Source organism: Enterobacter sp. Lyrl_3 (assembly GCF_051948675.1).
GTDB classification, from domain to species: domain Bacteria; phylum Pseudomonadota; class Gammaproteobacteria; order Enterobacterales; family Enterobacteriaceae; genus Enterobacter; species Enterobacter cloacae.
Window position 1 is genome coordinate 157,407 of the sequence record NZ_JAYJLI010000006.1, and the last position, 21,839, is coordinate 179,245.

Here is a 21,839-nt window from a genome sequence, read left to right on the forward strand (position 1 = left end):
GCTTCGCAAAGAGGGAAACATGTCCAATACTGTCTCGCTGACTCTCAGCGCACTTCTGGCCCGTCGGGACTGGGAAAATCCCGGCGTCACCCAGTGGAACCGGCTGGCGGCGCATGCGCCATTTCACAGCTGGCGTAATGAACACGCCGCCAGAGAGGACGCGGCATCCATCAGCCGACGTTCCCTGAATGGGGAGTGGCGATTTAGCTTCTTTTCTGCACCTGAGCAGGTTCCGCAGGCATGGACAGGCGAAGATTGCCCGGATGCCGTTGCGATGCCGGTGCCGTCAAACTGGCAGATGCAGGGGTTTGATACACCTGTTTACACCAACGTTACCTATCCCATTCCCGTCAATCCGCCCTTTGTTCCGGCAGAGAATCCGGTCGGTTGTTACTCGCTCACATTTGAGGTGGAGGACGCGTGGCTCGAGAGCGGGCAAACCCGCATTATCTTTGATGGCGTGAACTCGGCGTTTCATCTCTGGTGCAACGGTCAGTGGGTGGGGTATTCCCAGGACAGCCGTCTGCCGGCCGAATTCGATCTCTCGGGCGTATTGCGTGCTGGCCAGAACCGCCTGGCCGTGATGGTTTTGCGCTGGTGCGACGGAAGCTATCTGGAAGATCAGGACATGTGGCGCATGAGCGGGATTTTCCGCGATGTGTCGCTGCTGCATAAGCCGGAGACGTACATCGCGGATTATCAGGTGGTCACCGACCTCAATGCGGAACTGGATCGCGCCGTGCTGAAGGTGGATGTCGCCCTGGCGGGCGCTCACTTTACGGAGTGCGAGGTGGCAATAACGCTCTGGCGCAACGGTGAACGCTGTGCCAGCGCCACCCGGCGGCCAGGCTCGGCCATTGTGGATGAACGCGGCAACTGGGCCGAGCGGTTGACGGTGGCGATCCCGGTTGCGTCACCCGCCTTATGGAGTGCTGAGACCCCAGCGCTTTATCGGCTGACGATCGCGCTGCTGGACCCGCAGGGTGAGGTGCTGGAGATTGAAGCCTGTGATGTGGGTTTCCGCCGCGTTGAAGTCAGCAATGGCCTGCTGAAGCTCAACGGCAAGCCACTGCTGATCCGCGGGGTCAACCGGCATGAACATCACCCGGAAAACGGCCAGGTGATGGACGAAGCGACGATGCGTCGCGATATCGAAATCATGAAGCAGCACAACTTCAACGCCGTGCGCTGCTCGCACTACCCAAACCATCCTCTGTGGTACCGGCTTTGCGATCGCTATGGCCTGTATGTGGTTGACGAGGCCAATATCGAAACCCACGGCATGGTGCCTATGAGCCGTCTCGCTGACGATCCCCGCTGGCTGCCCGCCATGAGCGAGCGCGTGACCCGCATGGTGCAACGCGATCGTAATCATCCGTCCATTATCATCTGGTCGCTGGGCAATGAGTCTGGCCACGGTGCAAATCACGACGCGCTGTATCGCTGGCTAAAAACCACCGATCCGACGCGCCCGGTTCAATATGAAGGCGGTGGGGCGAACACGGCGGCGACCGATATCATTTGTCCGATGTATGCCCGTGTTGATCAGGATCAGCCGTTCCCGGCGGTGCCGAAATGGTCCATTAAAAAATGGATCGGGTTGCCGGATGAAACCCGACCGCTGATCCTCTGCGAATACGCCCACGCAATGGGCAACAGCTTTGGCGGCTTCGCCAGATACTGGCAGGCGTTTCGTAGCCATCCACGTCTGCAGGGAGGATTTGTCTGGGACTGGGTCGACCAGGCGCTGACGAAGAAAGATGAAAATGGCACCCCGTTCTGGGCCTACGGCGGCGATTTTGGTGATACACCCAATGACCGACAGTTCTGCCTTAACGGGCTGGTGTTCCCCGATCGCACGCCGCACCCGGCACTGTATGAGGCTCAGCGCGCGCAGCAGTTCTTTACCTTTACGCGGGTAAGCACTTCTCCGCTGGTGGTGGACGTGCAAAGCGATTACCTGTTCCGTCATACGGATAACGAGCTGCTCAGATGGTCGGTGACCCGTGACGGAACGGTGCTGGCTAAGGGGGAGGTTACGCTCTCCATCGCGCCTCAGGAGACTCAGCGTCTGGACATCTCGCTGCCCGCGCTGACGGCGGAGCCGGGCGAGGTCTGGCTGAATGTAGAGGTGTACCAGCTGAAGGCGACGCCGTGGTCACCGGAAAACCATCGCTGCGCGTGGGATCAATGGCCACTCCCGGCACCGTTGTTTATCGCCCCGCCCGCACCGGTGGGTGTGCCGCCGGTACTGACGCAAACCGATGAGATGCTGACCCTGACGCACCAGCAGCAGCGATGGATAGTTGACCGTACCTCAGGACACCTGACGCAGTGGCTGAACAATGGCGTTGAAACGCTGCTCTCGCCGCTGACGGATAACTTTACCCGCGCGCCGCTGGACAATGATATCGGGGTCAGCGAGGCCACGCGTATCGATCCAAATGCATGGGTGGAGCGCTGGAAGGCGGCGGGGATGTACGACATCACCCCGCGGTTGCTGCGTTGTGAAGGAGAGCAGCATGCCCGCGAGGCGGTAGTCACGACGTTGCATGCCTGGGAACATCTCGGCAAAGCGCTGTTCCTGAGCCGTAAAGTCTGGCGGGTGGACGATCAGGGTGTGCTGCACGGTGAGGTTGAGGTAGAGGTTGCGTCTGATATTCCGGAGCCTGCGCGTATTGGCCTGAGCATGCATCTTGCCCGGCCGCCGGAAGCCGTTCACTGGCTGGGGCTGGGGCCGCATGAAAACTACCCGGACAGAAAGCTGGCAGCACAGCAGGGGCGCTGGACGTTGCCGCTGCAGGCAATGCATACGCCGTACATCTTCCCGACGGAAAACGGCTTGCGGTGCGATACCCGTGAACTGGTGCTGGGGAGGCATCAGTTGAACGGGCAGTTCCATTTCTCTGTGAGCCGCTACAGCCAGCAACAGCTGCGTGAGACAACCCATCACCATCTGCTGCGTGACGAGCCGGGGTATTGGCTCAATCTTGATGCGTTCCATATGGGCGTGGGTGGAGATGACTCCTGGAGCCCCAGCGTCTCGCCGGAATTTATCCTGCAAAATCGCCAGCTTCGCTATCGCTTTAGCTGGCGTCAGAACCTCAACTGACCTTCGGTGGCGGCCACGCGTTGGCCGCCTGGTTCAGGCCAGGATACCGCCTAACCCGTGCAGGATCATGTAACCCCCCACCAGGATAATCAGTGCCGCAGAGAACCACGGTGCTTTGCGTGAAAACTCGCTGAACCCCGGCCAGCGTTGTGTCGCATGTTTAAGGCTTAACGCGGCAATCGCGCCCGATGCCACCAGCGTTAACGCCAGACCAATACTGAAGCTAAATACCAGCGTGGCGCCCAGGGCAAAGTACTTGAGCTGCAGGCAGATCAGCAGGACGGTGATTGACGCCGGGCAGGGGATCAACCCGCCGGTCAGCCCAAAAATCGCAATTTGCCCGGTGGTGACGTTTTGTCCGTTAAAACGACGATTGATATCCTGCGCATGGGCGCGCTGGTGGGCGTCTTGCCACTCCTCTGCAACCAGTTGATGTTCATGGTGGTGATGATCATGATGGTGGTCATGGTCATGGTCATGGTCATGGTCATGGTGGTGATGATGATCGTGCGGCTGATTCTCCTTCCAGGTACGCCACGCCATCCACAGCGCGATCAAAACGATCAATACCCCAGAGATAAGCTGGAACCAGGGTTCAGAGGTTTGCGCATCCCAGCCGCGACCAAACCATAATCCCGCCATGGCAATGATCCAGACTACCGCGGTATGGGAAAGCGTGGCCGCCAGCCCCAATAATACCGCCTGTTTCAGCGTGCCGCGGATCGCCACAATAAAGGCTGCCATCATTGTTTTAGAGTGGCCCGGCTCAAGACCATGCAGGGCACCGAGCAGGATCGCGCTGGGAATGAATAGCCATGCGTTGCCCTGTTGCAGAAGAGAAGCAAAATCGTTCATTACAAAATCCGCTCTGGAAAAGGTGCGCAGATAGTACTCCCCCCCAGTAGTTGAATACTACCCCCCAGTAGAAAAATACTCAGGGGGAGTAGGGCGTGTTATGCTTTATCCGCCAGAAGAAGAAGGATGCAGAGATGTCACATACGGTTCGTCACAAGAAGATGTTATTGACTCGCCTGAAGAAAATTCAGGGGCAGAGCACCGCGCTGGAAAAAATGCTCAGTAACGACGAGCATGAGTGTGCTGAGGTATTACAGCAGCTGGCCGCGATCCGCGGTGCGGTGAATGGCATGATGCTGCAGGTGATCGAAGGCCATTTAACCGATCACGTCGTCAAAGAGCCTGAGGAAGATCAGCGTGAGGCCGATCTTGGCGTGGTTTTACAGGTGATCAAATCTTATCTGAAGTAGAAGGGGCGTTAAGGTTATTTTCTGCCCATGCCATAAATTCCGCTTTTGGCAGCGCCTTACTGTAGTACCAGCCTTGCCCGTATTGCACGCCGTGACGGTGCAGCCAGGCGAGCTGCCCTGCGGTTTCCACTCCCTCAGCAACCATCGCCAGCTTCAGTGATTTCGCCATTTCTATAATGTGTGGCGTTACGTTTTTGTACTCCAGCGCATCCACGAACGACTTATCAATTTTCAGCGTGTCGACGTCCAGATCCTGCAAATAGCTCAGGCTGGAATAGCCCGTGCCAAAATCATCGATGTAAATGGCGTGGCCTGAACGGCGAAAAGCGGCGATGGCCGGTGCGCTGATTTTGGGATCGGCAAAGCCGCGTTCGGTTAATTCAAGCGCTATCTGTTCCGGGCGGACTTGCCATTTATTGAGTAGCTGGCTCAGAAGCGGCGGCAGCTTGCCGGAGGTTAAATCTGCAGGCGCGAGGTTGACGGAGATATGCTGATCGGCATGGAGATGCAGCCAGTTGCCCATATCCTCGAACACTTTTTCGATCACCAGATGCGTGAGGCGCGAGATAAGCCCCGTTTGTTCCGCCAGCGGGACGAAACTGTCAGGCGACAGGCTACTCCCGTCAGGCTGAGGCCAGCGCGTTAGCGCCTCTGCGCCCACTATTTTCCCGCTACAGAGCGCCACAATAGGCTGGTAGTAAACCTCGAATTCGCGGTTATTGATGGCATCAAGCAGGCGGTTACGCGGTGACTGGATGCGACGCAATATCCGCAGAACAAACAGGGCGGCAAGCAGGCTTATCAGCATGCCAAACGGCAGCCAGAAAAGGAGTTGCCGGTGCCAGGTTTCCGCCAGCGGTTTCAGCGCAGCCCATGCAACAACGTTTATTCCCAGCTCCGGTACGGGCTTCATGACGTACATTGCACCGTTGTACTCAACACTGACCATCTCCTGATCTTTAATCATGTCGCGGATGTGCGGATCCAGTTTGCTGCTGCTGGAGAACACGAGATGTGTTGCGTTCGCTACCAGGGCGGCATCGATAGAAATATCGGCGAAGGGGATCACATCCACCAGCGAGGCGGGATCGACCAGTACAAGATAATGTCCTTGCCCCAGCACGGCCATGTTGCGGTTGAAACCGAGTTCATTTGGCCTCGTAAGCCACGCGCTATAGCCATCTTCCGTAATGCGCATGGGCGGCGGGAACGCGGTCGCTTTGCTGACCTGCTCCAGCGACGAGCACAGTGGTTTAAGGTTATCGGTGTAGATCACTTCCTGAACATAGAGCCACGAGAAGGCGATCCGGCGCATTTCCCGTAAATGCAAATGGCTACACGGAGGGCCTTTAAAGGTCTGCAGTTGCGTGAGCGCTTCCTTGGCCTGCCCAACAACCCTGTCCGTACGCAACAGCACGCGTGAGGCATAGCTGTCCAGCGCATCGACAAATTTTTCTTCCGCCTGGCGATGCGCCAGCCAGATACTGAGGCAAATCGGTATCAGCACAGAAAAGATCAGTATGCCAGTCACCAGGCTGACCAGATGTCGGGTTTTCATGCTGCCGTGTCCTTCCTCATATGCCCACTCCAGGGCACTGAGACGCTTGCCTGAGGAGAAAGTTTTTACCGCGAAATGATATAGTTATAGCACGTGAGCGTCATGGTTTTCGTTCCGCAGCAGCGAAATCAAAAAATATCGTCGGAAATGTGATGCACTCTCGGGGGTTGTTTTTACCGCAGAGCCTGGATATTATTTTGTTATGTTATAACAAAACATGAGTGATTCACGATGAAACCCAATATCCATCCAGCCTATCGCACCGTGGTGTTTCACGACACCAGCGCCAATGAATACTTTAAAGTTGGTTCAACCATCAAGACTGACCGCGAAATTGAACTCGACGGTGAAACCTATCCTTACATCACCATCGAGGTCTCTTCAAAATCGCATCCGTTTTATACCGGCAAACAGAAAACCTTCTCGACGGATGGCAGCGCGGCGCGCTTCCGTAAACGTTTTGGCGGCTTTCTTAATGCGAAGCGGGGGTGATCATGCAGGTACTTAACTCGTTGCGGAGTGCGAAACAGCGTCACCCGGATTGCCAGATAGTCAAACGTAAGGGACGCCTGTATGTGATTTGCAAATCAAACCCGCGCTTTAAAGCGGTGCAGGGACGTAAAAAAAGACGCTAGACGCCCGTTTCACGCCAGCTTTCCAGGGATCTTTTCTGTTTGCCATCGGCAGTAAAATTGTCGGTGGCAAGCCAGCTTTCAAAGGCGCTCGCCAGCGCTGGCCACTCTTTGTCGATAATCGAAAACCAGTCCGTATCCCGGTTATGGCCTTTAGTGACCAGCGCCTGGCGAAAACGCCCCTCAAACAAAAAGCCCAGACGCAGCGCAGCCTTGCGGGAAGGCTCATTCAGGCTGTTGCACTTCCACTCATAACGCCGGTAGCCCAGGGTATCGAACACGTATTGCATCAGCAGAAACTGCGCTTCGGTAGACATCGGCGTGCGGCTCAACAGCGGGGAAAAATGAACGTGTCCCACCTCCACAACGCCATTTTTGGGGTCGATACGCATCAGGGCCAGGGTTCCCACCGGGGAGCGGGTCTGATTATCGAAGACGGTAAAGTGTATCGGGTCTGATAATTCACTCACGCTTGCCACCCATGCGGCAAATTCACCTGCCGTGGCATCGGGTTCACGCAGAAGCCATGTCCAGCTTCGGGTATCCCCGGCGAGCGAATAAGCGGCAAACAGCGCACCGGCATGCTCCACCTGCAGCGGCTCAAGCCAGCAGTCGCGGCCCTGAAGGACCACCCGGGAAGGGTGCTGACGGGGCTGCCAGTCGATTAGCGGTTCGCCCACCGGCTGCCCAAACTGATTGAAAGTATTCATCTTCATCTCCGTGACGTTGTAAAGAGTTCCAGACTAGTGAAGTAGTGGTTCCTTAAAAAGTACCAACAGGCTATGTTTTGGTGGTACCACGAGGAGGGGCGATGAATATTCCAGGCGATGAACTGTATACCTTGCTGAATACGGCGCTGAAAAACCGCGGACAAGAGACGCTGCAGCGCACGCTTTATCTTTCATTGCGGGAGTACATATTGTCCGGCAGGTTACAGTCCGGTAGTCGCCTGTCTGGTTCCAGAACGCTGGCCGGGCATCTCTCCCTTTCCCGAAACACCGTTAATGGGGCACTGGAACAGCTCACCCTCGAAGGGTATCTGTTGCGTAGCCGCCAGGGAACGCGGGTGGCACCGCTGGCGGCCCGTCAGCTCGCGCAGGATTTACCGGCACCTGCGGTTGCGCTTGCCGGGCGGGTTAGCGCACTGCCTGCCCCTGTACCGCGTAGCACGCCGGTTCTGGCCTTTACGCCGGGGACACCGGCCATCAACTATTTTCCCTTGCCGCTCTGGCGGCGCCTGTACGATCGCGTGTTGCGGGAGGAGGGAAGTGCCCTGTTGGGCTACGGCGATCCCGCCGGGGAACCTGCTTTGCGGGCGGCCATTGCCCGCCACCTTGCGCTTTCCCGCGGGATTGACTGCGACGCCAGCCAGATTGTGATCACCGAAGGCGCACTGGAAGGTGTGAACCTCTGCACCCTGCTATTGAGTGAGCCGGGCGATGTTGCCTGGGTGGAAGATCCCGGCTATGCCGGCGCAAAAAGCGCCTTTGTGAAAGCGGGTTTAGCCATAACGGGAATACCGGTTGATGGAGAGGGCATGTGCTGGGAAGGAACAGAGGCGCCGTCCCCTTCGCTTATTTTTACTTCACCTTCACATCAGTTTCCCTACGGAAGTGTCCTCAGCGCGCGGCGGCGTCTGGCGTTACTGGATGTGGCGCGACAACATAACGCCTGGATTATCGAGGATGATTACGACAGTGAGTTTCGTTATAGCGGTGAGCCGGTACCGGCGATGCTGGGAATGATTAACCATGCGCCCGTTGTTTATCTGGGAACATTCAGCAAAACGTTATTCCCGTCGCTCAGAATGGGGTTTATGGTTTTCCCCCCGGCGCTGGCGAAAGCGGCACGCCCGGCCATCGGTTCGTTATTGCGCGGCGGGCATCGCGCCGAGCAGCGTACCCTGGCGCTGTTCATTGAAGAGGGTCACTATGCCCGCCATTTGGCAGCCATGCGTCGTCTCTATCGTAAACGCTACCGGCAGCTGCGTGAGGCTCTGAATGCGGAGCTTCATGTACCACACCGGATTCTGGCGGGGGAAGGGGGCATGCATCTGACGGTGGCGATTGACGGAATCGACGACAGGCAACTGGTGGAACAGGCCAGGGCGTATCAGCTGGCTCCAGCGGCATTGAGCGGGTATTACCTTGATACAAAACAGGGGCAGAGCGGTCTGGTATTAGGCTACGGGAACACATCCGCTTCACTGTATGCGTCGGCTATCCGACGCATACAGATACTGATCACGCAACAGCAGGGCGGGAAAGGGTAAAGACATCATAAAAAGAGAGCTGGCCTTTGGTTGAGACCATTTTTTGCAGTTTCTCTTTTTGTTCGGTTTCTACCGCAGGGGAGTGCAGAATGCTGTCGATCAGTTCCGGCGGGACAAAACGGGTGTTGTACCACTCGCCGTTGTAGCAGACCCGGAAATCGAGCACGTCGATATCTTCATAACGATAGCGCGGATGCACGTCAAAAAAGAAAAACGCGTTAAATACCACAAACAGCACCACAAGCAGCCAGACGGAGTCCACCAGCGTTTCGGATTTCAGCATGACAATCAGCGTTGCCAGCCAGGCGGCATACATTGCGACAAACAGGCCTGGATGTTTGCGAATAAAGCTAATGCTAAAGCGCGGGCGATTATCGCGCTTTTCGCGGATGTTGAGATCGTCGATGGTGGCGGTAAGCAGGCGCTGTATTTCGGTCATTTTTTGCCTTCATGATTGTTGAATACAGGGGATCTGCCTATTTTAGGGGAGCCATTTGACTGAAAAAAGTAACAGTTATGTGCTGAAAGACCATAACAGTTGACTCCCCACACCTTCACAGCATTTTGATAATTTTCGCCGGATTACCCCCGACGACGGCATTGGCCGGGACATCTTTTGTCACCACAGCGCCGGAGGCAATCACCACATTATCCCCCACCGTGACGCCCGGGTTAATCACCGCTCGTCCGCCGATCCAGACATTATTGCCAATGCGCACGGGTTTACCGTATTCCACTCCGCTGTTGCGTTCTTCGGCATCCAGCGGGTGGGTGGCCGTATAAATATGCACGCCAGGCGCGAGCATACAGTTATCACCAATATGAATAGGGCAGACATCGAGCATCACGCAGTCGAAGTTAGCGTAAAATTCTTTGCCCAGGAAAATGTTATAGCCATAGTCACAACGGAAAGCTGGCTCAATATAAGCCCCTTCACTTTGCCCCAGCAGTTCCGCCAGAATCTTCTGGCGTTCTGTTTTCTCATCGGGGGCGGAGTGGTTATAGCGGTGAACCAGATGGCGGGCGCGCAGTCGGTCGGCCCGTAATGTTTCATCACCAGGACGGTAATGTTCACCCGCAATCATTTTCTGTTTTTCTACGCTCATAGGATGCCTCTCTGGGTTCGATTACCGCAGGGTAATCGGGATAAGCCAGGAAGGGAACGTTCCCGAAAAGCGCGTGTGACTAAAGTCACAACATTGTTGCTAATGATCACGTTTTACACGGAGACCTGGCTTTAACACCGGGATCGTAATTCGAAAGGTATAAACAACTAAGAGAGTGGCGTAGAACCTCTACAGACACACTTCAACAACTAACGGACAAATTTCCACACGGAAGGCGGGATTTTGTCATACAGTTTATTCATGGTCAGCTCGGCAAGGCGATGGTCAGCGGCTGAATAAAATACGGTCAGTTCATTATCAGAAAGCTCGTATTTATTTTTTTCAATCACGCGTTCGAGTGTGTCAATTGACTGACAACGTCGTAAGCGCATCAAATAATCGGTTTTTGTGAGTGGTTTATCAGACATAAATTCACCTTAGTCATTGTAATAATTTTAACAGGAAAGGCTAACCGGGTTAGCTCTGCTCACGTTGACGAAACAGCGGAATAGCCGGTTTCCAGATTTACGCCATTTCTGCAAATCCTGCGCGTTAATGCCGTAGCTGCTGAACAACATAAAGGTGTCATCCAGGTATTCGTCAATTTGCTCAATCAGTTTATTATCTTCATTGTACTTAATTTTATAATTAAGTGCGAAGGTCGCGATATGCTCTATCAACTCATTCAATTGCAAATTGATGGCTGATGTTGGATCGTTCACCCAGCCATGATTACTTTCATCAAGATTGGCAAGGCAGTCATGGTACAAGGATTCGCAGAGAAATTTCAACTGCGCGATATCATGCCTTTTTGGCGAGTACTCGTCCATAGCGCATCCCCTTCTGAGTGATTTCTTACTCACCGAACATCATTGTCGGGATGGATACAACCTACTTAGCTCTACGGGTGCTGTGCTCCTGTTCACTCTAACTATAAGCCACTCTGATCAGGATTTCACCGCGCTATTACGAAAAATTACAATTAAAATCAGAGTCTGCGAGCGTTTACGCAATAGTCCATCCTAAGATGAACACTTTTATCCAAATTAACGCTGGTTTTTTTTCGCTTCCTTACGTTTCATTGATTTAGCGTAAACACGCGGAAAAAGTCCGGATTCAGAATTTTCTTTGTATGGACTTGTTATTAGGAATATTCCTAATAAGTTAAGCGGCGAAATGGAATTAAAACAATCCTGAGTTCGCCCATTAAGTTTTCTGCTAATTATGATATGCCTTTTAAACATGGCATAAAATAAATAAAACGACAATAAGCGTATTTTATGATTTTTTTCAGAAATGAAAAAGGCCGCTAATGCGGCCTTTTTATCATGTGAAACCGGTATCAGTGAGGTTCTACCGAATGACTGTGTTCAATATCTTCATTCTTCCGGCTGAAGCGGCGGCGAACCACCACAAAGAACACCGGTACGAAGAAGATAGCCAGTACGGTCGCGGTGATCATACCGCCCATTACCCCGGTACCTACCGCGTTCTGTGCGCCGGAACCCGCACCAGAGCTGATAACCAGCGGCAGTACCCCGAGGATAAATGCCAGTGAGGTCATCAGAATAGGGCGCAGACGCATACGAACAGCTTCAAGCGTGGCTTCGATCAGGCCTTTACCTTCTTTCTCCATCAGATCTTTGGCGAATTCGACGATAAGTATCGCGTTCTTCGCCGACAAGCCAATGGTTGTCAGCAGGCCTACCTGGAAGTACACGTCGTTGGTCAGCCCACGGAACGTTGCAGCCAGCAGCGCACCGATAACCCCCAATGGCACCACCAGCATAACGGAGAACGGAATTGACCAGCTCTCATACAGTGCCGCCAGACACAGGAACACCACAATCAGTGAAATGGCGTACAGGGCAGGGGCCTGGTTACCGGACAGACGTTCCTGATAGGACATACCGGTCCAGTCATAGCCAATACCCGCAGGCAGCTTGCTGGCTAACTCTTCCATCAGGTTCATGGCTTCACCGGTGCTTCGACCCGGCGCGGCCTGACCCAGAATTTCCATGGATGGCAGCCCGTTATAACGTTCCAGACGCGGTGAACCGTATTCCCAGCGCGACGTCGAGAAGGCTGAGAACGGCACCATCTGGCCATCGCTGCCGCGAACGTACCAGTTGTTGATATCGTTCGGCAACATACGGTATTGCGCTTCAGACATCACGTACACTTTCTTCACACGACCGCGGTCGATGAAGTCGTTAACGTAGCTACCGCCCCAGGCTGCGCCCAGTGTGGTATTGATGTCGCTGATGGATACACCCAGCGCCTGCGCTTTCTCCTGGTCGATGTCGATCTTGTACTGCGGCGTATCTTCCAGGCCGTTAGGACGCACGCCGACCAGCAGGTCAGGGTGTTTAGCCACTTCGCCAAACAGCTGGTTACGCGCCTGAGTCAGTTTCTCGTGGCCCAGACCGCCCTGGTCAATCAGCTGGAAGTCGAAACCGGTCGCCGTACCCAGTTCAACGATCGCTGGCAGGTTAAAGGCGAAGACCATCGCATCTTTAATCTGCGAGAAGGTGCCCATTGCACGGCCGGTGATCGCTTCAACCTTGTTCTCTTCGCCCGGACGTTCAGACCAGTCTTTCAGTGAAACGAAGGCGATACCGGTGTTCTGGCCACGACCCGCAAAGCCAAAGCCGTTAACCGCAAACACGGATTCAACGTTCGCTTTTTCTTTGGTGAGGTAGTAGTCCGTCACTTCATCCAGCACTTTCTGGGTACGTTCTTGCGATGCACCCGCCGGAAGCTGCGCCATCGTCAGGAATACGCCCTGGTCTTCATCTGGCAGGAACGAGCTTGGCAGACGAACGAACAGATAGGCCATGCCCACCACGATGATGATATAGAGCAGCAGATAACGACCGGTGCTGCGCAGAATGTTCCCTACGCTGTCGGTATAGTGGTGCGTACTCTTATCAAACATGCGGTTAAACCAGCCGAAGAACCCTTTGTGCTCGCCGTGACCGCCTTTCTGAATCGGTTTCAGCATGGTTGCACACAGCGCAGGCGTCAGGATCAACGCCACCAGCACCGACAGCGCCATCGCAGAAACGATAGTGATGGAGAACTGACGGTAAATCGCACCGGTAGAGCCCCCGAAGAAGGCCATCGGAATAAATACGGCGGACAGCACCATCGCGATACCGACCAGCGCGCCCTGGATCTGGCCCATGGATTTACGGGTTGCTTCCTTCGGCGGCAGACCTTCTTCCGCCATGACGCGCTCGACGTTTTCTACCACCACGATGGCGTCATCCACCAGCAAGCCGATGGCGAGCACCATCCCGAACATCGTCAGGGTGTTTATCGAGTAGCCAAATATTGCCAGTATGGCGAAGGTTCCGAGCAAGACGACCGGTACGGCGATGGTTGGAATCAGCGTCGCGCGGAAGTTCTGCAGGAACAGATACATCACCAGGAAGACCAGGATGATCGCTTCTACCAAGGTTTTAACCACTTCGTGAATCGAAATTTTAACGAATGGCGTGGTGTCATACGGATAAACGATCTTCAGACCTGACGGGAAGAACGGTTCCATCTTCTTCAGTTCTGCACGGATAGCCGTTGCGGTGTCCAGGGCGTTAGCACCGGTCGCCAGTTTGATACCCAGACCGGAAGCCGGTTTACCGTTAAACTTCGCAATGATGTCGTAGTTTTCGCCACCCAGCTCCACTTTTGCCACGTCACGCAGGCGAACCTGCGAACCGTCCTGATTCACTTTCAGCAGAATTTTGCTGAATTCATCGGCGGAGGTCAGACGGGTTTGCGCGATGATGGACGCGTTAAGCTGCTGGCCTTTCACCGGCGGCGTACCGCCTAACTGACCGGCTGCAACCTGGGCGTTCTGTGCTTTAATGGCGTTGATGACGTCAACCGGCGTCAGCTGGAAGTTGTTCAGTTTGTTCGGGTCCATCCAGATACGCATCGCGTACTGGGAACCAAACAGCTGAACGTCACCCACACCTGAAGTACGGCTAATAGCGTCCTTCATGTTGGCGCCCACGTAGTCGGAAATATCCTCCTGCGTCATGGTGCCGTTGGTGTTGATAACGCCAACAACCATCAGGAAGCTACTGGACGATTTCTCGACGCTCACACCCTGCTGTTGTACTTCCTGCGGCAGCAGCGGCATCGCCAGCTGCAGTTTGTTCTGCACCTGAACCTGCGCGATGTCAGCATCAGTACCAGACTCGAAGGTCAGGGTGATCTGAACCGTACCGGTGGAGTCACTGTTTGAGGACATGTACATCAGGTTATCGATACCGTTCATGTTCTGTTCGATAACCTGCGTAACGGTATCCTGCACCGTTTTCGCATCCGCCCCCGGGTAGGTTGCGGAGATCGTCACCGCCGGTGGCGCAATGGTCGGATATTGCGCAACAGGCAGCTTCAGGATCGCAAGTCCCCCGGCCAGCATGATAATAATGGCGATCACCCATGCGAATATGGGGCGATCGATAAAGAAATTAGGCATGTCTTAACGGCTCCTGTTTAAGTTAAGACTTGGTTTGTTCTGACTGGCCAGCGGCCGAAGCTTGTTGTTTATCGTCAGACTTCACTTCCTGTGCTTTAACCTGCGCGCCAGGACGAACTTTTTGCAAACCAGTAACAATCACGCGATCGCCATCTTTCAGACCGTCCGTCACCAGCCATTTATCGCCAATCGCCTGCGTAGCAGTGATATTGCGCATTTCGACTTTGTCACCAGCGCCAACAACCAGTGCGCTCGCATCGCCGCGTGGCGTACGGGTCACACCCTGCTGTGGAACCAGAAGTGCGGTTGGGTTAGTGCCTTCTTCCAGACGTGCGCGAACGAACATACCTGGCAACAGGGTGTGGTCAGGGTTCGGGAAGATCGCACGTAAGGTGATGGAACCGGTGGTCTGGTCGACCGTCACATCAGAGAATTCCAGCGTACCCGCCTGTGGATATTTGATGCCGTCGTTAGTGACCAGCTCCACTTTGGCTTTACCGTTCTCCTGCTTCAGGGTGCCGTTTGCCAGCTCTTGTTTCAGTCGCAGGAAATCGTTGCTGGACTGCGTCACGTCAACGTAGATCGGATCAAGCTGCTGCACGGTTGCCATCGCTGTGGCCTGACCGTTTTGCACCAGTGCCCCTTCCGTCACGGAGGATTTACCAATACGACCGCTGATAGGGGAGGTCACTTTGGTATAGGCCAGGTTGATGCGCGCGGTTTCGACAGCTGCTTTTGCTGCCACAACGGCCGCGTTAGCCTGCTGTGCATCCGCCAGGGCTGTGTCGTAGTCCTGTTGGCTGATGTACTGCGTACCGAGCAGTTTTTTGTAACGATTCAACGTCAGCTGAGAGATTTTGGCCGCCGCTTCCGCTTTCGCCAGGTCGCCTTTCGCGCTTTCATACGACGCCTGATACGTTGCGGGATCAATCTGATAAAGAGACTCACCGGCTTGCACATCGCCGCCTTCGGTAAAGTTACGTTTCAGGATAATGCCGCTCACCTGAGGACGAACTTCTGCAATGCGATAAGCACTTGTGCGGCCAGGCAATTCGGTGGTGATCTGAAGAGGTTCGGATTTGAGCGTCACAACGCCAACTTCTGGCATCTGCTGCGCTCCTTGTTGAGCCTGTTTGTCGTCACATCCTGTAAGCGCTAAGCTGCCTGAGAGCATCAGAACGACCGCCAGAGGCGTTAACCCTCTGTTTTTGTTCATATGTAAACCTCGAGTGTCCGATTTCAAATTGATCAATGGTCCTGAGTCCAAAAACCCATTGCTGCGTTTATATTATCGTCATGCTATGGTACATACATTCACAAATGTATGTAAATCTGACGCCTGTAAATTCACCCACTTATGGCACGAAAAACCAAACAACAAGCGCTTGAAACCCGACAACACATTCTGGATGTGGCAATCCGCTTATTTTCTCAGCAAGGTGTTTCGTCAACCTCGCTGGCACAGATTGCTCAGGCCGCTGGCGTTACGCGGGGAGCGATTTACTGGCATTTTAAAGACAAGTCAGATCTGTTCAGTGAAATCTGGGAGCTTTCAGAGTCCAGCATTAGCGATCTCGAGAGTGAGTATCGGGCAAAATTCCCTGACGATCCACTCTCAGTATTAAGAGAAATATTAGTATATATCCTTGAAGCGACGGTAGTTGAAGAGCGCCGTCGGTTAATGATGGAAATTATTTTCCATAAATGTGAGTTTGTGGGAGAGATGGCTGTCGTGCAGCAGGCGCAACGCAGCCTCAGCCTGGAAAGCTATGACCGCATTGAACAGAACCTGAACCAGTGCATGCAGGCTAAACTGCTACCGGCCAATCTCCTGACCCGCCGGGCGGCTATTCTGATGCGCAGCTACATTTCGGGCCTGATGGAAAACTGGCTTTTCGCCCCGCAATCCTTTGACTTAAAAGCGGAAGCCCGCAGCTACGTGGCGATTTTACTGGAAATGCTACAGCTCTGCCCGACGCTGCGCAGCGACGCGCCTTCGCTCACTGCCTGAGCCATTCCCAGGATTTATCTCAGAGGCTCACGTTCGCGCTATTCTGCTTCAGGCGAGCGTGATATTCTGCACGCCGGACTATTTTCGGTCATCTTCTGACATCACTCACGACTATGCTGCACACCAATCGCTCGCAACATCCTGTTCTTGCACTACTCTTCGCGACGCTGTTTTTCTTCGCAACGGCACCGCTTTCCTGGGCCCGCGCCGATAACGGCAATGACATTCCATCCCGTGCTGATGTTCAGTCGCAGCTCGACGCCCTGAATAAACAAAAAGATCTCACGCCGCAGGACAAACTCGTTCAGCAGGATCTGACGGAAACGCTGGAATCACTGGATAAAATTGATCGCGTCAAAGCGGAAACCACCCAGCTTCGTCAGAAGGTGGCGCAGGCGCCTGAAAACATGCGTAAGGCAACGGATTCGCTAAATGCCCTGAGCGACGTAGATAACGACGACGAAACGCGCAAAACGCTGGCAACGCTGTCGCTGCGTCAGCTGGAGTCGCGCGTCGCACAACTGCTCGACGACCTGCAAACCGCACAGTCGGATCTCGCCACCTACAACAGTCAGCTTGTCTCTTTGCAGACTCAGCCCGAGCGCGTACAAAACGCGATGTACGCCGCGTCTCAGCAACTGCAGCAAATCCGCAACCGCCTGAACGGCACCACGGTGGGTGAAGGCACGCTGCGCCCGACGCAGCAAACGCTGCTGCTGGTTCAGCAGTCGTTACTGAATGCGCAAATTGAACAGCAGCGTAAAAGCCTGGAAGGGAATACGGTGCTGCAGGACACGTTACAAAAACAGCGTGATTACGTGACCGCTAACATCAACCGTCTGGAACACCAGCTTCAGCTGTTGCAGGAGGCGGTGAACAGCAAGCGCCTGACGCTGACGGAAAAAACCGCCCAGGAGGCGGTATCGCCGGACGAAACCGCCCGCATCCAGGCCAATCCGCTGGTGAAGCAGGAGCTCGATGCGAACCATCAGCTGAGCGAGCGCCTGATTCAGGCGACCGAAAACGGTAACTCGCTGGTTCAACAGAACATTAAAGTTAAAAACTGGCTGGACCGCGCGCTCCAGGCGGAACGTAACATCAAAGAGCAAATTGCGGTGCTGAAAGGCAGCCTTCTGCTGTCACGCATTCTTTATCAGCAACAGCAGACGCTGCCCTCTGCCGACGAGCTGGAGGACATGACCAACCGCATTGCGGATTTACGTCTGGAACAGTTTGACGTCAACCAGCAGCGCGATGCCCTTTTCCAGAGCGATACCTTTGTCGCCAAAATAGAAGAGGGCCACTCCAGTGAAGTGAACCCGGAAGTGCACGACGCACTGTTGCAGGTGGTGGATATGCGCCGCGAGCTGCTTGACCAGCTCAATAAACAGCTGGGTAATCAGCTGATGATGGCGATTAACCTGCAGATCAACCAGCAGCAGCTGGTGAGCGTTTCTAAAAGTCTGCAGGAGATTTTAACCCAGCAGATTTTCTGGGTTAACAGCAACAAACCGATGGACTGGGACTGGGTTAAATCCTTCCCCGAAACGCTGAAAACGCAGATTAAAAGCATGAAAATCACCGGGAACTGGGAGAAAGCCTGGCCCGCGGTGATGATTGCCTTCCTGGCGGGATTACCGCTGTTGCTGATTGCGGGCGTGATCCGCTGGCGTCTGGGATGGCTGAAGAACTATCAGGCGAAGCTGGCCTCAGAAGTGGGGCAACTGCGAAATGACAGCCAGCTGCATACGCCAAAAGCGATTCTGATCGATCTCATTCGCGCGCTGCCGGTGTGCCTGATCATCCTTGCTGTTGGCCTGATCCTGCTCACCATGCAGCTCAACGTCAGCGATTTGCTGTGGGCTTTCAGTAAAAAGCTGGCCCTGTTCTGGCTGGTGTTTGGTCTGTGCTGGAAGGTGCTGGAAAAAGACGGCGTGGCGGTGCGTCACTTCAATATGCCACAGCAACTGACCAGCCACTGGCGTCGTCAGATTGTCCGCATCAGCCTGGCGCTCCTGCCGCTGCACTTCTGGTCGGTGGTTTCCGAGCTTTCTCCGCTGCATCTGATGGATGACGTTCTGGGTCAGCTGGTCATTCTGCTGAACCTGCTGTTGATTGCCATCCTGATGTGGCCGATGTGCCGCGATAGCTGGCGTGATAAAGAGTCCCACAACCTGCGCCTCGCCACCGTCACGGTGCTGGCAATCATTCCGCTGGCGCTGATGGTGCTCACGGCGACGGGCTACTTCTACACCACGCTGCGCCTGTCCGGCCGCTGGATAGAAACCGTCTATCTGGTGATTGTCTGGAACCTGCTCTACCAGACCGTGCTGCGCGGCCTGAGCGTGGCGGCTCGCCGTATCGCTTATCGCCGCGCCATTGCGCGTCGTCAGCATCAGGTGAAAGAGGGCGCCGAAGGCGCGGAGCCGCAGGAAGAGCCGACCATCGCGCTGGAGCAGGTTAACCAGCAGACGCTGCGTATCACCATGCTGGTGATGATCGCCCTGTTCGCGGTGATGTTCTGGGCCATCTGGTCTGATTTGATTACCGTCTTTGCCTATCTCGACAGTATCACTCTCTGGCAGTACAGCGGGACCGAAGCAGGCGCTGCGGTGATGAAAAGCGTCACCATGGGCAGCCTGCTGTTTGCGGTGGTGTCGTCGATGGTGGCCTGGGCGCTGATTCGAAACCTGCCGGGTCTGCTGGAGGTGCTGGTGCTGTCGCGCCTGAACCTGCGTCAGGGGGCGTCCTATGCCATTACCACCATCCTCAACTACGTCATTATTATTGTCGGGGCGATGACGGTCTTCGGCTCGCTGGGCGTGTCTTGGGACAAACTGCAGTGGCTGGCGGCAGCGCTCTCTGTGGGTCTCGGTTTTGGCCTGCAGGAGATTTTCGGTAACTTCGTTTCCGGCCTGATCATCCTGTTCGAACGTCCGGTGCGAATTGGCGATACGGTGACCATCGGGACCTTCTCCGGTACCGTCAGCAAGATCCGCATTCGTGCGACCACTATTACCGACTTCGATCGCAAAGAGGTGATCATCCCGAACAAAGCGTTCGTGACCGAGCGTTTGATCAACTGGTCGCTCTCTGATACGACGACGCGTGTGGTGATCCGCCTCGGCGTAGCCTACGGTTCGGATCTGGATAAGGTGAAAGAGGTATTGCTGAAGGCCGCAAAAGAGCATCCAAAGGTTATGCACGAGCCGGCGCCAGACGTCTTTTTCACCACCTTCGGGGCGAGCACGCTGGATCACGAGCTGCGTTTATACGTGCGTGAGCTTCGCGATCGCAGCTACACCGTGGATGAACTGAACCGCTCCATCGACCGTCTGTGCCGTGAAAACAATATCAATATTGCTTTCAACCAGCTTGAGGTTCACCTGCATAACGAGAAAGGTGACGAGCATACGGAAGTGAAGCGTGAGATTAAGGGTGACGATCCGACTCCCGCCTGAACTATTTTCCCTCTCCCTGTGGAAGAGGGTTAGGGTGAGGGCAACCGGCCTTCACCTTTCCCTCAAAATCCCGCCGCACAATCTCCAGTGCCTTCAGCACCGTCTCAGCCGGGATCTCATGATTCTCCAGCAGCATAATCAAATCGACGGCCAGTTTGACCTCATCGGGGGCATTTTCCAGCGACATGTGTGGCTCCTTTTAACGGGTCAGGCGTTCAATGACGCGTTCGATCTCATCCAGCGCATGACGGCAACGGACAAGACGTCCATCCAGCGCGTCGATTTCGCGCATCAATAACTGCTGCTCTTCCAGCGTTTCACTGTTGTTCAGACGTGCTTCCCGCTCGCGCTTCATCTCAAACAGACGGCGTTCAAACTCCTGGTGCTCCAGCCGTTTTCGCTGCCATTTACCGAGGCCGGGAGACGCGCTATCCCAGGTACGCAGGGGCCAGGCTGCGATCTCCCGGTGCAAGGCGGTGATCTGACTGGTGAGATGCTCCGCAAGCCAGGCCACCTGCTCATGTTTACCGTCATTCACGGCCTGTCGCAGTTCGTCGAGGTTGGTCTGCGCCTCATCAAGATAGTCTTTCATCAGCGTACTTCGCGTATGAAATAACTGCCGGTCAAAGCGCGGTTTGAGCGTCGCATGCTGCATCAACGGTGACGCCTGCGTGCGCAGGGCAACGAGCTGATTTTGCAGCGTCTCTAAAAGCAGGGCTATTTTCAAGGCGCGCTCCAGTGGTAAAGTAGCCGTTCAGTTTGATAACGATTCGCATTATGCAGCGTACTATTTTAATCATCATTGGCTGGCTGGCGGTAGTGTTAGGCACCCTGGGCGTGGTTTTGCCACTTTTGCCCACGACGCCGTTTATTCTGCTGGCAGCCTGGTGTTTTGCCCGCTCATCCCCGCGTTTTCATCACTGGCTGCTGTATCGCTCGTGGTTTGGCGGCTATCTGCGCCACTGGCAGAAACACCGGGCCATGCCGCCTGGCGCAAAGCCGCGTGCGATTGCAGTCATCCTCATCACCTTCGCCATTTCATTATGGCTGGTGAAAATGATGTGGGTGCGGATCCTGCTGCTGGTTATCCTGACCTGCCTGCTTATCTTCATGTGGCGGATCCCCGTGGTTGATGAAAAGCAACAAAAGCACTGAAGCCTTATAATGGCTGTTGCAATTATTGTGCGCAGCCAGTAAATTCGACCGTTTTCGAGCACAGGCGCGCCTGGTTAAAGGTTAAACAATTGTTACCTTTACCGCCTCTTTGCGCGCTGTGAGTAACACTGTTTCATTTAGGCACAAACCGATGACCGCAACTGCACAGCAGCTTGAATATCTGAAAAACAGCATCAAAAGCATCCAGGACTATCCAAAACCTGGCATTCTTTTCCGTGATGTCACCAGCTTGCTGGAAGACCCGAAAGCGTACGCGCTCAGCATTGAACTGCTGGTAGAGCGTTATAAAAACGCCGGGATCACCAAAGTAGTAGGTACCGAAGCCCGTGGCTTCCTGTTTGGCGCACCGGTGGCGCTGGCAATGGGCGTAGGTTTTGTGCCAGTGCGTAAGCCGCGCAAACTGCCGCGTGAAACCATCGCGGAGAGCTATGAGCTGGAATACGGCACCGATCAGCTGGAAATCCACGTCGATGCCATTAAGCCTGGCGACAAAGTGCTGGTGGTGGACGATCTGCTGGCAACCGGTGGCACTATCGAAGCGACCGTGAAGCTGATTCGTCGCCTGGGTGGTGAAGTGACCGATGCGGCCTTCATCATCAATCTGTTCGATCTGGGCGGCGAACAGCGCCTGGAAAAACAGGGTATTACCAGCTACAGCCTGGTGCCTTTCCCGGGTCATTAATCCCGTTTCTCACAACCTCGCTCAATGGGTGAGGTTGTGATAGCATTCCCCTCCATTAATTCACCTTCCAGCGTT

The 21,839-nt window shown here is 54.7% G+C and carries 20 protein-coding genes; 9 read left to right on the forward strand and 11 right to left on the reverse strand.

The genetic code is table 11. The annotated features are described in order from the left end of the window. Window positions 1–19: 19 nt before the first annotated feature. Window positions 20–3,112 carry a beta-galactosidase gene (locus tag VF709_RS13785; protein ID WP_149896817.1) on the forward strand — a complete coding sequence of 1,031 codons (3,093 nt, stop codon included), beginning with the start codon at window positions 20–22 and terminating at the stop codon, window positions 3,110–3,112. Between the two features lie 33 nt (window positions 3,113–3,145). Here the strand turns inward: VF709_RS13785 and VF709_RS13790 are convergent, their stop codons facing one another. Next, entirely contained in the window at window positions 3,146–3,967 is an 822-nt protein-coding gene (locus VF709_RS13790) for a nickel/cobalt efflux protein RcnA (protein ID WP_086528187.1), read from the reverse strand. A 134-nt stretch (window positions 3,968–4,101) separates the two neighbouring features. Here VF709_RS13790 and VF709_RS13795 point away from each other — a divergent pair, with 134 nt between their 5' ends. Then, window positions 4,102–4,377, forward strand: coding sequence for a metal/formaldehyde-sensitive transcriptional repressor (locus VF709_RS13795; protein WP_014830896.1), 276 nt, complete (start codon window positions 4,102–4,104; stop codon window positions 4,375–4,377). On the opposite strand, the gene VF709_RS13800 is transcribed toward VF709_RS13795, so the two are convergent. Continuing rightward, entirely contained in the window at window positions 4,358–5,935 is a 1,578-nt protein-coding gene (locus VF709_RS13800; protein WP_023620097.1) for an EAL domain-containing protein, read from the reverse strand. The two genes, VF709_RS13795 and VF709_RS13800, sit on opposite strands and share 20 nt — an antisense overlap. 231 nt (window positions 5,936–6,166) lie before the next feature. Here VF709_RS13800 and VF709_RS13805 point away from each other — a divergent pair, with 231 nt between their 5' ends. Both VF709_RS13805 and ykgO read left to right on the forward strand, forming a co-directional pair. Beyond that, on the forward strand, window positions 6,167–6,427 hold the full coding sequence (locus tag VF709_RS13805) for a type B 50S ribosomal protein L31 (RefSeq protein WP_006176933.1): 261 nt from the start codon (window positions 6,167–6,169) through the stop codon (window positions 6,425–6,427). A gap of 2 nt (window positions 6,428–6,429) precedes the next feature. Then, window positions 6,430–6,570: a type B 50S ribosomal protein L36 gene (gene ykgO / locus VF709_RS13810; protein WP_003859006.1), complete on the forward strand. Its 141-nt coding sequence runs from the start codon at window positions 6,430–6,432 to the stop codon at window positions 6,568–6,570. Here the strand turns inward: ykgO and VF709_RS13815 are convergent. After that, window positions 6,567–7,277: a GNAT family N-acetyltransferase gene (locus VF709_RS13815; RefSeq protein ID WP_038418814.1), complete on the reverse strand. Its 711-nt coding sequence runs from the start codon at window positions 7,275–7,277 to the stop codon at window positions 6,567–6,569. The two genes, ykgO and VF709_RS13815, sit on opposite strands and share 4 nt — an antisense overlap. Window positions 7,278–7,378: 101 nt before the next feature. Between VF709_RS13815 and pdxR the strand changes: the two genes are divergently transcribed. After that, on the forward strand, window positions 7,379–8,839 hold the full coding sequence (gene pdxR / locus VF709_RS13820) for a MocR-like pyridoxine biosynthesis transcription factor PdxR (protein WP_048970693.1): 1,461 nt from the start codon (window positions 7,379–7,381) through the stop codon (window positions 8,837–8,839). Here the strand turns inward: pdxR and VF709_RS13825 are convergent. The 6 genes from VF709_RS13825 to acrA all read right to left on the reverse strand — a co-directional run bounded on the left by VF709_RS13825 (window position 8,811) and on the right by acrA (window position 15,650). Continuing rightward, window positions 8,811–9,278 carry a YlaC family protein gene (locus VF709_RS13825; RefSeq protein WP_013095887.1) on the reverse strand — a complete coding sequence of 156 codons (468 nt, stop codon included), beginning with the start codon at window positions 9,276–9,278 and terminating at the stop codon, window positions 8,811–8,813. The two genes, pdxR and VF709_RS13825, sit on opposite strands and share 29 nt — an antisense overlap. A gap of 115 nt (window positions 9,279–9,393) precedes the next feature. Further along, window positions 9,394–9,945 (reverse strand): maltose O-acetyltransferase, encoded by a 552-nt coding sequence (gene maa, locus VF709_RS13830; RefSeq protein ID WP_013095888.1) that lies wholly within the window; start codon window positions 9,943–9,945, stop codon window positions 9,394–9,396. 209 nt (window positions 9,946–10,154) lie between these two features. Continuing rightward, on the reverse strand, window positions 10,155–10,373 hold the full coding sequence (locus tag VF709_RS13835) for an HHA domain-containing protein (RefSeq protein WP_013095889.1): 219 nt from the start codon (window positions 10,371–10,373) through the stop codon (window positions 10,155–10,157). Between the two features lie 27 nt (window positions 10,374–10,400). After that, window positions 10,401–10,775: an Hha toxicity modulator TomB gene (tomB, locus tag VF709_RS13840; RefSeq protein WP_008499288.1), complete on the reverse strand. Its 375-nt coding sequence runs from the start codon at window positions 10,773–10,775 to the stop codon at window positions 10,401–10,403. A gap of 512 nt (window positions 10,776–11,287) precedes the next feature. Continuing rightward, window positions 11,288–14,434 (reverse strand): multidrug efflux RND transporter permease subunit AcrB, encoded by a 3,147-nt coding sequence (gene acrB / locus VF709_RS13845; RefSeq protein ID WP_013095890.1) that lies wholly within the window; start codon window positions 14,432–14,434, stop codon window positions 11,288–11,290. 22 nt (window positions 14,435–14,456) lie between these two features. Continuing rightward, window positions 14,457–15,650: a multidrug efflux RND transporter periplasmic adaptor subunit AcrA gene (acrA, locus tag VF709_RS13850; RefSeq protein WP_023620093.1), complete on the reverse strand. Its 1,194-nt coding sequence runs from the start codon at window positions 15,648–15,650 to the stop codon at window positions 14,457–14,459. Window positions 15,651–15,791: 141 nt separating this feature from the next. On the opposite strand from acrA, the gene acrR reads away from it, so the two are divergent. Next, complete coding sequence (gene acrR, locus VF709_RS13855; RefSeq protein ID WP_013095892.1) at window positions 15,792–16,445, forward strand: multidrug efflux transporter transcriptional repressor AcrR; 654 nt, start codon at window positions 15,792–15,794, stop codon at window positions 16,443–16,445. A gap of 113 nt (window positions 16,446–16,558) precedes the next feature. Continuing rightward, window positions 16,559–19,906, forward strand: a complete 3,348-nt coding sequence (gene mscK / locus VF709_RS13860; protein ID WP_038418817.1) for a mechanosensitive channel MscK — start codon at window positions 16,559–16,561, stop codon at window positions 19,904–19,906. 1 nt (window position 19,907) lies between these two features. Here the strand turns inward: mscK and rsmS are convergent, their stop codons facing one another. Next, window positions 19,908–20,093 (reverse strand): pleiotropic regulatory protein RsmS, encoded by a 186-nt coding sequence (gene rsmS / locus VF709_RS13865; protein ID WP_023620091.1) that lies wholly within the window; start codon window positions 20,091–20,093, stop codon window positions 19,908–19,910. A gap of 12 nt (window positions 20,094–20,105) precedes the next feature. After that, entirely contained in the window at window positions 20,106–20,633 is a 528-nt protein-coding gene (priC, locus tag VF709_RS13870; protein WP_058651636.1) for a primosomal replication protein N'', read from the reverse strand. Window positions 20,634–20,683: 50 nt separating this feature from the next. Here priC and VF709_RS13875 point away from each other — a divergent pair, with 50 nt between their 5' ends. Then, on the forward strand, window positions 20,684–21,061 hold the full coding sequence (locus VF709_RS13875) for a DUF454 family protein (protein ID WP_013095896.1): 378 nt from the start codon (window positions 20,684–20,686) through the stop codon (window positions 21,059–21,061). 151 nt (window positions 21,062–21,212) lie between these two features. After that, window positions 21,213–21,764, forward strand: coding sequence for an adenine phosphoribosyltransferase (gene apt, locus VF709_RS13880; protein ID WP_000127359.1), 552 nt, complete (start codon window positions 21,213–21,215; stop codon window positions 21,762–21,764). The last annotated feature ends 75 nt before the right edge of the window (window positions 21,765–21,839 follow it).